The sequence below is a fragment of the Maritimibacter alexandrii genome (assembly GCF_005871115.1).
GTDB classification, from domain to species: domain Bacteria; phylum Pseudomonadota; class Alphaproteobacteria; order Rhodobacterales; family Rhodobacteraceae; genus Maritimibacter; species Maritimibacter alkaliphilus.
Map to the genome: position 1 here is coordinate 57,368 of NZ_SWKQ01000011.1, position 13,841 is coordinate 71,208.

At 64.9% G+C, this 13,841-nt stretch carries 12 protein-coding genes; 3 read left to right on the plus strand and 9 right to left on the minus strand.

Going from position 1 to position 13,841, the window contains the following annotated elements; genetic code table 11:
* Positions 1 to 45: 45 nt before the first annotated feature.
* From FCT00_RS08340 to FCT00_RS08355, 4 genes are read right to left on the minus strand one after another with little or no spacing between them, the layout of a single operon-like run.
* Complete coding sequence (locus FCT00_RS08340) at positions 46 to 585, minus strand: adenine phosphoribosyltransferase (protein ID WP_171042938.1); 540 nt, start codon at positions 583 to 585, stop codon at positions 46 to 48.
* On the minus strand, positions 582 to 911 hold the full coding sequence (locus FCT00_RS08345; RefSeq protein ID WP_138422637.1) for a 5'-methylthioadenosine phosphorylase: 330 nt from the start codon (positions 909 to 911) through the stop codon (positions 582 to 584). The genes FCT00_RS08340 and FCT00_RS08345 overlap by 4 nt, the downstream gene beginning before the upstream one ends.
* A gap of 18 nt (positions 912 to 929) precedes the next feature.
* Positions 930 to 1,598, minus strand: a complete 669-nt coding sequence (locus FCT00_RS08350; protein ID WP_138422638.1) for a DUF2927 domain-containing protein — start codon at positions 1,596 to 1,598, stop codon at positions 930 to 932.
* A complete protein-coding gene (locus FCT00_RS08355; RefSeq protein WP_138422639.1) occupies positions 1,595 to 2,464 on the minus strand; it encodes an S-methyl-5'-thioadenosine phosphorylase in 870 nt (289 codons plus the stop codon). Before FCT00_RS08355 ends, FCT00_RS08350 begins: the two co-directional genes overlap by 4 nt.
* 102 nt (positions 2,465 to 2,566) lie before the next feature.
* On the opposite strand from FCT00_RS08355, the gene FCT00_RS08360 reads away from it, so the two are divergent.
* Both FCT00_RS08360 and FCT00_RS08365 read left to right on the plus strand, forming a co-directional pair.
* The gene (locus FCT00_RS08360; protein WP_138422640.1) at positions 2,567 to 3,169 is read left to right on the plus strand and encodes a hypothetical protein; all 603 of its coding nucleotides are present in this window, start codon (positions 2,567 to 2,569) and stop codon (positions 3,167 to 3,169) included.
* A gap of 92 nt (positions 3,170 to 3,261) precedes the next feature.
* A complete protein-coding gene (locus FCT00_RS08365; RefSeq protein ID WP_138422641.1) occupies positions 3,262 to 4,890 on the plus strand; it encodes a SulP family inorganic anion transporter in 1,629 nt (542 codons plus the stop codon).
* Between the two features lie 154 nt (positions 4,891 to 5,044).
* Here the strand turns inward: FCT00_RS08365 and FCT00_RS08370 are convergent, their stop codons facing one another.
* Both FCT00_RS08370 and FCT00_RS08375 read right to left on the minus strand, forming a co-directional pair.
* Positions 5,045 to 5,416, minus strand: coding sequence for a DUF4260 domain-containing protein (locus FCT00_RS08370; RefSeq protein WP_138422642.1), 372 nt, complete (start codon positions 5,414 to 5,416; stop codon positions 5,045 to 5,047).
* Positions 5,417 to 5,507: 91 nt separating this feature from the next.
* Positions 5,508 to 6,113 carry a flavin reductase family protein gene (locus tag FCT00_RS08375; protein WP_138422643.1) on the minus strand — a complete coding sequence of 202 codons (606 nt, stop codon included), beginning with the start codon at positions 6,111 to 6,113 and terminating at the stop codon, positions 5,508 to 5,510.
* Positions 6,114 to 6,271: 158 nt separating this feature from the next.
* Here FCT00_RS08375 and FCT00_RS08380 point away from each other — a divergent pair, with 158 nt between their 5' ends.
* Positions 6,272 to 6,763, plus strand: coding sequence for a GNAT family N-acetyltransferase (locus FCT00_RS08380; RefSeq protein WP_138423284.1), 492 nt, complete (start codon positions 6,272 to 6,274; stop codon positions 6,761 to 6,763).
* A gap of 73 nt (positions 6,764 to 6,836) precedes the next feature.
* Here FCT00_RS08380 and ptsP read toward each other — a convergent pair whose 3' ends face one another.
* The 3 genes from ptsP to FCT00_RS08395 all read right to left on the minus strand — a co-directional run bounded on the left by ptsP (position 6,837) and on the right by FCT00_RS08395 (position 13,694).
* On the minus strand, positions 6,837 to 9,098 hold the full coding sequence (gene ptsP, locus FCT00_RS08385) for a phosphoenolpyruvate--protein phosphotransferase (protein WP_138422644.1): 2,262 nt from the start codon (positions 9,096 to 9,098) through the stop codon (positions 6,837 to 6,839).
* A gap of 315 nt (positions 9,099 to 9,413) precedes the next feature.
* Entirely contained in the window at positions 9,414 to 10,649 is a 1,236-nt protein-coding gene (locus FCT00_RS08390; RefSeq protein ID WP_008335015.1) for an aspartate kinase, read from the minus strand.
* Between the two features lie 69 nt (positions 10,650 to 10,718).
* Positions 10,719 to 13,694: a calcium-binding protein gene (locus FCT00_RS08395; RefSeq protein WP_138422645.1), complete on the minus strand. Its 2,976-nt coding sequence runs from the start codon at positions 13,692 to 13,694 to the stop codon at positions 10,719 to 10,721.
* Positions 13,695 to 13,841: the final 147 nt, after the last annotated feature.

The following is a 13,841-nucleotide window of genomic DNA, read 5'->3' on the forward strand; positions in this document are numbered from 1 at the left end:
CCTACAAACCACGCCCTGATTACGGCACAAGTGTTAACGAAACCTCTACAAGCCCTCGAATTCGCACAGGATGTGCACGTCCATGCCCATCGCTTCGAGTTTCGCACGCCCGCCCAGTTCCGGCAGGTCGACGATAAAGGCGCAGCCGACGATCTCGCCCCCCAGTTTCTCGATCAGCTGGATGCCCGCCTGCGCGGTTCCGCCGGTCGCCAGCAGGTCGTCGACCAGCAGAACCTTTTCGCCGGGTTGGATCGCGTCGTCATGGATTTCCATGACCGCCTCTCCGTATTCGAGCTGATAGGCCTGCGACAGCGTCGCCCCCGGCAGCTTGCCCTTCTTGCGGATGGGCGTGAACCCCACCGACAACTGGTGCGCGATGGCGCCCCCGATGATAAACCCGCGTGCTTCCAGCCCCGCGACCTTGTCGATGCGCGTGCCGGCATAGGGGTTCAGCATCTGGTCGATGCACATCCGAAACCCGCGCGGGTCGGAAAAAAGCGTGGTCACATCGCGGAACATGATCCCCTCGTGCGGGAAATCGACGATGGTGCGGATGTAGTCCTTGACGGTCTTCATATGTCTCACTTCGTGTTTTCGATCATCGAACGGCTCACGATATAAAGCTGTGTGTCGCCGGGTGCACGCTGACATTCGCCCATCGTCGCGTCGAAAATGCCGCGCCCGCCGACATCTTCGACGATGTCGATGAATCGGGTCTCGCGCTCGAACGTGGCGTGCGACCAGAACCCCATGAGCCAGCCCGCGAGTTGTTCGAACTCGCTCCCCTCGGCCTGCGCGGCGATGGTCAGCACCTGTTCACAGGTCCATCGGCCCGCGCCCATGACGAACCCGTCGGCGGTGGCGGTGCCGGTGGTCAGCGTGGCGGCGAGGGCGAAGATCAGGCGTTTCATGGCGGTCCTCCCGAAGTGTCAGGGGCGCGCGTAATGGCGCTTCAGGGCCATGATGTCCTGTTCTCCCAGTTCCGTCGAGGCATTCGTATCCTGCGAAAACACCGAGGTTTCGTCGTAGTAGGGGTTTCGGATGTCCGTCATCAGCCCCATGGCCTGCGTCAGTTCTTCCAGCATCACGCTTTCATAGGCGCGGATCTGGAGCGTCGTGGAAAAGATGATCGCGACCTGACGGATGCGCCCCGTCTCGCGCTCGAACAGCACACGGGTCGACGCACCGCCAAGCGGCGAGCCGTCGACCCCTTCGATGCCGGTGCCTGCGATGGGGTCGCCGCGTTCGAGGTCGAAGAAGAAGACCTCGATTTCGGCATCCGCTCCGGCATCGACCTCGACCACCCGGAACCCCGCATCGGCCCCGTTGAGCGCCTGAATGGCCCGTTCCAGCGCGGCGGCGGCGCGCAGTTTCTTGCCGCCGAGATAGGCATCGTCGATCTGGCGAACGGCGATGCGGATCGGCCCGAGCCGGTCCCATTTCACCAGCGGCTTGCGGCATTCGCCGCCCGGATCGGCACCGCAGGAGACGGCGTTGTAGAAGTCGTCGTCGCTCATCGGCCCGTTCGCTTCCACGAATTCCTGTGCGAGCGCGAGACCCGGAAGGCAGGCCGCGAGCAGGGCGGCGGCAATCCTCACAACACGCGGCCGGCGACGGTCGAGAGTTTGGCGACCAGATCGGGGTCGCGTTTTTCGGGGGCCGTCATGATCGCGAAGTCCAGCGCCGTGTCGCACCCGTGCGGGCAGGTCTCCCGCGTCGCGCCCAGGAGCTTGGGCAGCTTTGCGATCAGGTTGCGGGCGTTCTCGGAATTCGCGCCGAGGGTGGCGATGATTTCGGAGATGTCGACCTCGCCGTGGTGCGGGTGCCAGCTGTCGTAATCGGTAATCATCGCGACCGAGGCATAGTCGATCTCGGCCTCGCGGGCGAGTTTGGCTTCGGGCATGTTGGTCATGCCGATGACGTCGCAGCCCCAGACCTCGCGGTAGAGTTTCGATTCGGCGAGTGTCGAGAATTGCGGCCCTTCCATGCACAGATAGGTGCCGCCCTTGTGGACGGTCACCCCCGCCTCCTGTGCCGCGGTCAGGCAGGCCCCGGCCAGCCGTTCGCAGATCGGATGGGCGAGGCTCACATGGGCCACGCATCCGGTGCCGAAGAAGCTTTTCTCGCGCGCCACGGTCCGGTCGATGAACTGGTCGAGGATCACGAAGTCGCCCGGTGCCATGTCCTCGCGGAACGACCCGCAGGCCGAGACCGAGACGATGTCGGTGACGCCCAGCGACTTCAGGGCGTGGATGTTGGCGCGATAGGGCACCGTGGTGGGGGAGTGGACGTGGCCGCGCCCATGCCGGGGCAGGAAGGCCATTTTCACACCGTCCAGAACGCCCGTCATGATCTGGTCCGACGGATCGCCCCAAGGCGTTTCGATCGTGACCCAATCCGCGCCTTCCAGCCCGTCGATTTCGTAAAGGCCCGATCCGCCGATCACGCCGATCATCGTGTCCATGACTGCCTCCTCATGTCACCGGCGAGTGAACCAGCCCGCCGGATCATAGACAAGCCGCAATCGGGGCAAGTTGCTGACCGAATCCGGGAATAGGCGCATCTCATGTTTAACTTCAGCACTTTACAATCCATCAATCCACCGCCCCCTCGTGACCTCGCACCCGCGCTCGTCACGCTCGGCACGTGGTCTTTCTTTGCAAATCTCGATCCCGCGCTGCTTGGGCGCGGGGTCCTTCCGATCTGGATCGCCATGGCGGCCGGATCGACCGTCTGGATCGCCGGGCGCGTGCCCGATTACTACAAACGCGCCCACGACCGGGCGCATCGGGTGACAATCCTCGGCCTCACGTCTCTGATCCTCGCGATAATCGTCGTCGCCGGGCTGTCGGCCGAGGCCTGGATCGTCCAGTCGGTCTGGATCGCAGGGTCGATCCTGTACGGCGTCATGTTTTCCTGCGCCGTCCTCATGGGGGAGCCGGACGACCACGCCATGCTCTGCCCGCGTTGGGCGGCGGCGCCCGAATTCATCGTGTCCGCCCTGTGGGTCATCGCCCTGCGCAACGCGATCTTCGCGCTGGCGGCCACCGTGCTGATGTCGCGGCTCACATTGACCGAATGGGTGGTGTTCGTGACCTTGGGCAAGATCGGTGCCTACTACGTCGGGGAATGGGTCACGGTGCGGCTTTTCTTCACCACGAAGGCCTGACCTGAACCGTTCGGAACAGTCGGGGGTGGCTTTTTCTGCGTCGCGGCGATAAAGCGACCCCCGCGAACACGATCCCCCGAACGAGGTGACCCTTGGCCCGAGCTCTTCTGGCACGCTTTGCCAATCGTATCGAGACGCCCGATCTGCGCCTCGCCCCGACAGAACCCCTGAGCATCTCGCGGCTGAGGATCGAGCTTCTGTCCGGTCTGACCGTCGCGCTGGCGCTGGTGCCCGAGGCGGTGGCCTTCGCCTTCGTCGCCGGGGTTCACCCGCTGGTGGGTCTGTACGCCGCCTTCCTCGTCGGTCTCATCACCGCGATCCTCGGCGGGCGGCCCGGCATGATTTCGGGCGCGACCGGCGCTTTGGCCGTGGTCATGGTTGCCTTGGTGGCCGATCACGGGGTCGAATACCTGTTCGCCGCCGTCGTGCTGATGGGGATCATTCAGGTTTTCGTCGGGCTGATGCGCTGGGGCAAGTTCATCCGACTTGTGCCGCATCCGGTGATGCTGGGCTTCGTCAACGGGCTCGCCATCGTTATTTTCCTCGCGCAACTGACGCAATTCAAGGTACCCGGCACGGTCGAGGCGGCGGGGCATGGCGCTGCGGGCGGGGAATGGCTGACCGGTCTGCCGCTTGTCGTGATGCTCGCACTCGTCGGTCTGACCATGGCGGTGATCTGGCTCATGCCGAAGATCACCAAGGTGGTGCCCGCCCCGCTGGCCGGGATCGCGGTGGTGGCCGCGGTCGTCATCCTTTTCGGCATCGACGTGCCGCGCGTGGGCGATATGGCCAACATCAAGGGCGGCTTCCCGCCGTTCCACATTCCGGCCGTGCCGCTCACCTGGGAGACGTTCCAGATCGTCGCGCCCTATGCGGTGATCCTTGCGGCCATCGGTCTGATCGAAAGCCTGCTGACCCTGAACCTCGTCGGTGAAATGACCGGCCAGCGCGGCGGTGCGAGCCAGGAATGCGTGGCGCAGGGCGCAGCCAACGTGGTCACCGGGTTCTTCGGCGGCATGGGCGGCTGCGCCATGATCGGCCAGTCAATGATTAACGTGAAGTCGGGCGGGCGCACGCGGATCGCGGGCATCGCCGCGGCGCTGTTTTTGTTGTCCTTCATCCTTTTCGCCTCGCCCCTGATCGAGCAAATCCCGCTCGCGGCCTTGGTGGGCGTCATGTTCATGGTCGTGATCGGCACCTTCGCGTGGAATTCGGTCCGCATCCTGACCCGCGTGCCGCGCATCGACGCCTTCGTCATCCTGCTCGTGACCGCCGTGACGGTCTGGCAGGACCTCGCGGTCGCCGTGGTCGTGGGCGTGATCGTCTCGGCGCTGGCCTATGCCTGGGGCAACGCGACGCGCATCCGGGCCAAGACCTATGTGACCCCCGAGGGGGCCAAGGTCTATCAGGTCAACGGCCCGCTGTTCTTCGGCTCGTCGGACGGGTTCGTGGAGCTTTTCGACATCGACAAAGACCCGTCGAAGGTCGTCGTGGACTTTGCCGACAGCCGGGTCGCCGACCAGTCGGCGTTGCAGGCGATCGAGGCGGTGGCGGCGAAATACGAGGCGGCGGGCAAGCAGATCCAGCTTCGCCACCTGTCGCGCGACTGTCACCGGCTGCTCACCCGCGCCGGGCACCTTATGGTCGATAGCGACGACGACCCGGATTACGAGGTGGCGGTCGATTACTCGGTGCGCACGGGGATTCTGGGCGGTCACTGAGGGTGCGCGCCTGGTGAAAAGTCCCGCTTGCGTGTTGGGTTGAGCGTGGATTTGTTTCGCGTTGTCAATTGGTTGCGCTGATTTGGTGCCTACCAGAATACTAGGATTCTAGTATTCCCGAACACGCCCTGCCCACGTCGCCCCAAGCGACCCCTCAGAACGACAGATGCGTGCTTCTGAACGCTGTCCGGTGCTTCAACCCGTAGCCGACCACGCGGTCCAGTCCGATGTGGCACAGCCAGATCGAACCGAAGGCGAGGGCCGGGGGCGTGCCGGTGGCCCAGCCGACCCCGATCAGGGCGGCAGGCAGCGTATAGGTGTGGGCGAGGTTGTAGCACCATGCACCGATCCGTGGTCCCGCGAGATACCCGAGGGCCGAAAGATCGGGGGCAAGAAGGAGGATGGTGAAGAGCCACCAACTCACCCCGGTCGAAGCGAACAGGGTGACGCCGAAGGCGAACAACGCCACACCTTCGAGGCGCAGCAGGGCGATTTGCGGGGTTTCGAGGGCAAGGCGGCGGGTCATTCTGGTCTCCTATCACTGGAGACACTCTGACCTATTCACTCGTGGGGCTGAATCCGCGAAAACCGGCGATACGATATTCAGAAATGAATACTTAATCGTCCGGGCGGGTCAGCTCGAACGCCTCGCGAATGACCGCGTAGTCGCGATACCCAAGCCGGGTGACCATGCCGAACCGCGTGATGTCGAACTTGCCGTCGACAAGGCAGTCGTCGCGGATATGCACCCCCACGACGCGCCCGATCACCATGTAATTGTCTTCGCCCTCCAGCGGCACAAGCTGGCTCAACTGACATTCGAGCGAGGCCGGGGCGAGCGCCACACGCGAACAGTCGATTTCGTTGCAGGCCGCCTTGGTGACCCTAGCATGGGGGAACTCGTCCTCGCCCGCCGCAAGACTCGCGGAGGACGCGTTCATTTCGTTGATCGCCTCGTATTCCACCACGTTCACGCAGAACACGCCGGTCTGGTCGATATTGCCGAGCGTGTCCTTGCCTCGCGCGCGGTCGGCCTTGCCGCTGGTCGAGGCGAACATGACCTGCGGCGGGGTATAGGCGACCGCATTGAAGAAGGAATAGGGGGCGAGGTTGTCGTAGCTGCGCGTCGAGCGCGTCGATATCCATCCGATCGGGCGGGGCGCGACAATCGCGTTGAAGGGATTGTGCGGCAGGCCGTGGCCGTCTTCGGGGCGGTAGAACATTGGAAAACCTCGCGAACGCTTGGCCCATTGCTATCGCGTGCCCGGATGGAATGGAATGCGCCGATCCGGTTTTCGCGCATGATTTCCGGCACCCGAGGGCTTCCAACCCCGCCCCGGATTGGGCTAAGGCGGGTGGAAGCCGGAGAAAGGAAAGCGCGCTGTTCACGCTGGCCCGAGAAACGCCCGCCGACTGGTGGGATGTCGAAGCCCTATACGACCTGTGTTTCGCACCGGGGCGCGAGGCGCTGTCGTCCTACCGCCTGCGCGACGACGTGGCCCCCGTCGATGGCCTGTCGTTGACCGCCCGCGACCCGGAGGGCATTCTGGGCGGCGCGATCCGGTTCTGGCCGGTCCATGTGGGGCGGCACGATGCGCTGCTTCTCGGCCCGGTCGCGGTCCACCCGACGCGACAAGGCGAAGGGCTGGGCGGGCTGCTTATCCAGCACAGCCTCGAACTCGCGCGCGATCAGGGCTGGTCGCGGGTCATGCTGGTGGGCGACGCGCCATATTACAGCCGGTTCGGTTTCGAGAAGCTCGAAGGGGTCGAAATGCCGCCGCCGACGAACCCGGAACGCGTGCTCGGGTATGACCTCGTCCCCAACGCGTGGGAGGGGATCGCGGGCCAGGTCACGCGCTGGTCCAAAGGCTGATTGTTCGAAAAAGCCGATTTTTCCGGCTTCATGCGACCCGCAACCGGCCCGAATGTCGGAAAAATCCTAGCGTTCAGTCTTCGCGACGAAACAGGTACTGCATCACCGGCTCGCGCACGGACTGCAATCCGGACCGCCGCGCGGTGTCCATGACCTCGCGCAATTCGCCCAGATCGGTGCGCCGGATCAGGTGCTTCACCGGGCCCACGGAGGCGGGCCGCATCGACAGGGTGCGCATCCCCAGTGCCGCGAAACAGACCGCTTCGACCGGCCGCCCGGCATCCTCGCCGCAGAAGGACAGGGGCGTTTCGGCCTCTTCACACCGCTGCACGATCATATCGACAAGGTTCAGGAACGACGTGTTGAGCGTGTCGTAACGCCGGCGCACACGTTCGTTTTCGCGGTCGGCGGCGAAGAAGAACTGCTTCAGGTCGTTGCCGCCGATCGAGATGAAATCGGCCTCCTCGAAGAATTGCCGGGGTGCGAAGGCAAGCGACGGAGTTTCAAGCATCGCGCCGACCTCGACGGTTTTCGGCATGACGTGGCCCAGCTTTTCCTCGCGTTCCAGCTGCGAATAGAACAAAGCGCGGGCTTCCGAGAACTCGTCGAACTGCGCGATGAACGGGAACATGACGGACAGGTTGCGCCCCGCCGCCGCCCGGATCAGCGCTTGCAACTGCATCCGCATCACGCCCGGGCGGTCCAGCCCCACGCGGATCGCGCGCCAGCCCAGGGCCGGGTTCGGCTCGTCCTGGGGCTTCATGTAGGGCAGCACCTTGTCCGACCCGATGTCGAGCGTGCGGAACACCACCCGTTTGCCACCCGCCGCATCCATCACGCGGGAATAAAGCGCCGCCAGTTCCTCGCGCTTCGGGACGTTCGTGCGGATCAGGAACTGCAACTCGGTGCGAAATAGCCCCACGCCCTCGGCCCCGGAACTTTCGAGCGAGGGCAGATCGGCCATGAGGCCCGCGTTCATCACCAGCGACACCGTCTTGCCGTCGTCACTGGTCGCGGGCATGTCGCGCAGACCGACATAGCGTTTCTGCTGTTCCGCCTGCATCGCGACTTTGTCGCGGAACGCGGCCCTCACGCTGTCTTCGGGGCGCAGATGGACGACGCCCTGATCGCCGTCGACGATGATCGCGTCCCCGTTCAGCGCCTCGGTCGTGATCCGTTCGGCGTTGACGATCAGCGGAATGGCAAGCGCGCGCGCGACGACGGCGGCGTGGCTCGCCACCGACCCGCCCTCGAGCACGATGCCCTTCAGGCTCCGCCCGTATTCCAGAAGCTCGCCGGGGCCGATGTTCTGGGCCACGAGGATCGGGTCTTCGGGCATCTCGGCTCCGGTGTCGCCGCCTTGCCCGGTCAGGATGCGCAGCAGGCGGTTCGACAGGTCGTCCAGATCGTGCAGACGTTCGCGCAGATAGGCGTCGGGCACCTGTGCCATCCGGGCGCGGGCCGAGCTTTGCTCTTTCTCCACAGCGGCTTCGGCGGACAGGCCGCGGTAGATGTCTTCCTCCATTCGCCGCATCCAGCCCTTGGAATTGGCGAACATGCGATAGGCTTCCAGCACCTGAATCTGGTCCTTGTCGGCGGTCTGGGCCGTCGCAAGCAATTCGTCGACGGAGACCCGCAGGTCGTCCACGGCGGCACGCAGACGCCGCGCTTCTTCATGCGGGTCGTCCGCGATCGGGTTGGTCACCACGACGCGCGGCTCGTGCAGCCAGACATGGCCTTCGGCGATGCCTTCTTGCCCCGAACCGCCCCGGAACATGGCAGGCCGCTGGTGCAGGGCCGCCAGCGCCGCGCCTTCCCCGACGAAGGCGCCAAGCTCGGTCATCTCGGCCAGCACCATGGCTACGACTTCCATGCCGTAGACCTCGTCCTCGGTGAACTTGCGCGCTTCCTTGGACTGGACGACGAGCACGCCGAGGGTTTCGCCAAGACGTTGCACCGGGACGCCGAGGAAGGACGAGAAGATCTCTTCCCCCGTCTCCGGCATGTAGCGAAAGCCCCGTTCCGAAGGCGCATCGGGGCTGTTGATGATCCGCTTGGTGCGCGCGACCCGGCCGACAAGGCCTTCGCCCATCCGCATCCGGGTCTTGTGCACCGACTCCGGTTTCAGACCTTCGGTCGCGCAAAGTTCGAGCGTGTCGGCATCGCGAAACAGGTAGATCGAGCAGACCTCGACTCCCATCGAGGTCGCGATGATCTCGGTGACATGGTCAAGCCTCTCCTGTCCCGCGCCGTCGGCCGCGAGCGCCTCCCGGAGCCTGCCGAGCAGCTTTCGCGACTCGGTCGGCTCTTCGGTCGCAGAGGTTTCCTTGTTCAACCGTATCCCCTGAAGCAATCGAGTGAGTTAAACCACACCGCCGCCCCTTCCGAAAAGCGTTTTCCTGACGTCATTGGTATGTGGTCGGGTTTGCCGTAAGGGCAGGCGCGTCTTGGCGCCGCTGCCGAAAGGCGCGGCATCGCCGTCATGGAAACGCGGATTTTCGCTTCTCTGTTTCCCGAAAACCTCGGGGGTGGGTCTCATTTGCCATGCAAATGAGACCAAGGGGGCTGGCCCCCTGATCGCCGTGCGCCGGACAACGTCCGGGGCGCGGCTTAGGAAAGCGCGGGCGCGCGGCGCGCCCGCTCCGTTCGGTCAGACCTTGTCGAGTTCGAAGGCGTCGTGGAGCGACTGGACCGCCAACTCCATGTATTTGCGGTCGATCAGGACCGAAATCTTGATTTCGGAGGTCGTGATAACCTTGATATTGATCGAATCCCGCGCCAACACCGAAAACATCTTGGCGGCGATGCCCGCGTGGCTGCGCATCCCGATCCCCACGACCGAAACCTTGGCGACGTCCGTGTCGGCCACCAGTTCGCGGAAGTTGATCGCGCCTGCGTCCTTCGCCTTGGCCAACGCGTCCTCGGCCCGCTTCACCTGATTGGTGGGGCAGGAAAAGGTCATGTCCGTGCGGCCCTCTTCCGAGATGTTCTGAACGATCATGTCCACGTTCACGCCCGCCTCGGACAGCGGCGTGAAGATCGCGCTTGCGATGCCGGGGCGGTCGGCCACCGAGATCAGGGTCATTTTCGCTTCATCGCGGCTATAGGCCACACCAGAGACGGCATTCTGTTCCACGATTTCCTCCTCGTCGCAGACCAGCGTGCCTGCATTGGGGTCATATTCTTCGAAAGACGACAAGACGCGCAGCTTGACCTTGTAGCGCATGGCAAGCTCGACCGAGCGGGTCTGGAGCACCTTGGCGCCAAGCGAGGCCAGTTCGAGCATTTCCTCGAAGGCGATCTTGTCGAGTTTGCGGGCCTTGTCCTCGATCCGGGGATCGGTGGTGTAGACGCCGTCCACGTCGGTATAGATGTCGCAGCGCTCGGCCCCGAACGCGGCGGCAAAGGCGACGGCTGTGGTGTCCGAGCCGCCCCGGCCCAGCGTGGTCACGCGGCCTTCGGGGCTGATGCCCTGAAAGCCCGCGACGACCGCGACCTTGAAGCCTTCACCGAATTTCTGGTTGATCGCGTCGGTCCCGATATCCTCGATCCGTGCGGCCGAGTGCGCGGAGGTGGTTTTGACCGGAACCTGCCAGCCTTGCCAAGACCGCGCGGGGATGTCCATTTCCTGCAAACGCAGCGCCATGAGGCCCGCTGTCACGATCTCGCCCGACGCCACGACGGCATCGTATTCGCGTGCGTCGTAAAGCGGCGAGGTCTCTTCGACCCAGCCGACGAGTTCGTTGGTCTTGCCGGACATGGCGGACACAACCACGATCACGTCGTAGCCGTTCGCGACTTCGCGCGCGACCCGTTTGGAGGCGCGCGCGATCCGGTCGAGGGTGGCGACGGAGGTGCCGCCGAATTTCATCACCAGAAGCGGCATTTGCGCCTGTCCCCGTGGTCTTTTTCAATCCCGCGCCTGATAAGCTCAGGCGCGGGATTGCGCAAGAGGTCAGGGGACCGCGATGGGCTCTTCCTGAATGGTGACGTTCGGGATGTCGGCGGCTGTCAGGCCCTGGAGCGTCAGGGCGACCGAGGCCGCCACGCCGCCACCCACGCTGCTGGTGGTCCAGAGCAAGTAGAGGCCGTCGGTGCCGCCATCGACGATGGAGTAGTTGCCCAGTTCCCCGGCCGGGACCATCACCACGTCGTCGGCGGTGTTGAAGTCGGTGACCACGCGGTCGTTCGTGCCGTCGGTGCCGACCTCGTTTCGCACGAAGATCGTGTCGTCCCCGTCGCCCAGCGTGATCTCGCCCACGCCCTCGACCGCGACGAAGTCGTTGCCGCTACCGGCGTTGACCGTGTCGTTGCCGGTGCCGGTCTCGATCGTGTCGTCGCCGCTGCCGCCGCTTATGTCGTCATCGCCAGCGCCGCCGTCCAGGGTATCGCCCATCGCTTCGCCGTTGATGATGTCGTCGCCGTCGCCACCGCGAATGATGTCGCCGCCGTCGTAGCCCAGCAGGGTGTCGTTGCCTGCGCCACCATCGATCACGTCGGAGCCGCTCCAGCCGTCGACGTAATCGTCGCCATCGCCCGCGTCGATCGTGTCGCCGCCGGTATCGCCGAAGATGGTGTCATTCCCGGCGCCGCCGGTCACGGTGTCGTCGCCTGCACCGGCATCGATGTCGTCTTCGCCGTCACCGCCGTCGATGGTGTCGTTGCCGCCGTTCCCTTCGATGATGTCGTTCCCGGCACCGCCACGCAGAATGTCGTCGTTGGTGCCGCCGAACATGGTGTCGTTGCCGTCGCCGCCGTCGGCCTCGTCCGCGCCGCCCATGCCGTCGATGGTGTCGTCGCCGCCACCGCCGTCGATCATGTCGTCACCCGGATTGCCGAGGATGTCGTCGTCGCCTTCGCCACCGAAGATGGTGTCGTTGCCGTTACCGCCCTGAAGGCTGGTGCCGCCGTCGCCCCCGGTGATGACGTCGTCGCCGTCGCCGCCTTCGATCAGGTCGGTCAGGATACCGCCAGCGATGGTGTCGTCGCCATCGCGGGCGATGATGGTGTTCGCGGTCGTATTGGCCGACAGGTCGTCGTCGTCATTGGTGCCGAAGATGTCCGGCCCCACGATGCTGTCCGCATCCGCATCGCTCAGACCCTTGAGCAGGATACGGGCATAGACCACGTCCGACCCCGAGGAGCTGTCGGTGATCGTCAGCAGAAGCCCGGCGTCCAGCCCGGTGGTGTTCACCGCGAGCGGCCCGTCGAGGCCCAAGTCGTTGGCGTTCAGCCCCTCGATCTGAAGGATGTCCTGCGTGACGTCGAAATCCTCGATCACCGCCACATTGGGCGTGGTGCCGTCCGCGAGGTAGTAATCCGGGTCGGAGTTGTCGACGATGAAGGTGTCCGCCCCCGCGCCGCCGCTGCCCGTGTCGCCGATATCCAGATAGATCGTGTCGTCACCGGCCCCGCCGTCGAGCGTGTCGATGCCCGCGCCACCGTCCAGAACGTCGTCGCCGTTCTCGCCGAGCAGCGTGTCGTTACCATCGCCACCGCGCAGGTCGTCGTCGCCGTCGTAGCCCAGAAGCAGGTCGTCTCCGTCGCCGCCGTCGAGCAAATCGTTGCCGGTCCAGCCATCGACCTCGTCGTCGCCGTCTCCGGCATAGACGGTATCGTCGCCCGCGCCGGCGTCCACGGTGTCGTTGCCGACGTCCGTGTTGATCGTGTCGTTGCCCGTGCCGGACACGACGTCGTCATCGCCGGCACCCGTCCAGATCGCGTTGTCGCCGTCGCCGCCGTCGATGGTGTCGTCGCCGTCGCCGCCACGGATCTGGTCGTCGCCGTCGCCCGCGGTGATCGTGTCGTCGCCCTTACCGCCGCGCAGGTCGTTGTCGCCGGACAGGTCGGTGATCGTGTCGTTGCCCGCGTCGCCCTGAACATAGTCGTTCCCGGCTTCGCCGTTCAGCGTGTCGTTGCCGTTGCCGCCCGAGATATCGTCGTCGCCGTCACCGCCGAGCGCCACGTCGTCGCCGTCGAAGCCGACGATCGTGTCCTGACCGGCGCCACCGTTCAGAGTGTCGTTGCCGATCCCGCCGTTCAGCGTGTCGTCGCCGTCGCCACCGTCGAGGTCGTCGTTCTCGGACCCGCCATAGAGCATGTCGTTCCCGGCATCGCCCGCAAGCGTGTCGGCCCCGCCGTTGCCGCGCAGAATGTCGTCGTCCGCGCCGCCCGAGATGTCGTCCGCGCCGGAGCCGCCGGTGATGTCGTCCTCGCCTGCGCCGCCCGTCAGGGTGTCGTCACCGAAGCCGCCGAAAAGCGCATCGTCGCCCGCGTCGCCCGAGACCTGATCGTTGCCGTTGCCGCCCTGAATCGTATCGTCGCCCAGGCCCCCGTCGATCGTGTCGACCCCGATGCCGCCGTCGATCGTGTCGTTGCCCGCGCCGCCGTCGATGGTGTCGTCCCCGGCGTCGCCCTGAAGCGTGTCGGTGCCGTCTTCGCCGAAGATACCGTCGTTGCCGCCGCCGCCGCTGACGAAGTCGTTGCCGCCGTTGCCGTGAAGTTCGTCGTCGTCGAAGCTGCCGTAGAGGGAGTCGTTGCCCGCGTTGCCTTCGATATAATCCTGACCGAAGCCGCCGTAGAGCTCGTCATTTCCTTCTTCGCCGAAGATCGTGTCGTCGCCCAATTGGCCGCTGACCGTGTCGTCACCCTGAAGCGCGTGGATTTCCTGTGCGCCGGCCCCGGCGTAGTAGAGGTCGATCTGGTCGGTGAGGTAGATCGCGCCGGTGTTGTCGACGGTCACGTTCGGGTCGTCCGGTCCGCCGTTCACGCCACCGCCGGTGCCCGTGCCGTTGTCGCCCGGGTCGATGGTGCCACCGCCGCCCTGATTGTCGTCACCATCGGAGCCGTCCATGCCGTCGTCGGGACCGCCGAAGTCGAAAAAGAATGCGAAACCCAGCAGCAGCGGGATCAACAGAAGCAGAAAGAACATGGCACGCCCCCCGACGTAAAAAATGCACGGGGCCCGAAGAAAGCGGCAGCCATCGGTCACCCCCAGTGCTGCGATACTAACTGAGGGTTTGGCGAGGTGGATACAAAATTCCGCAATTTCGCCGCGAAAAAGCCATTATTCCCAGCG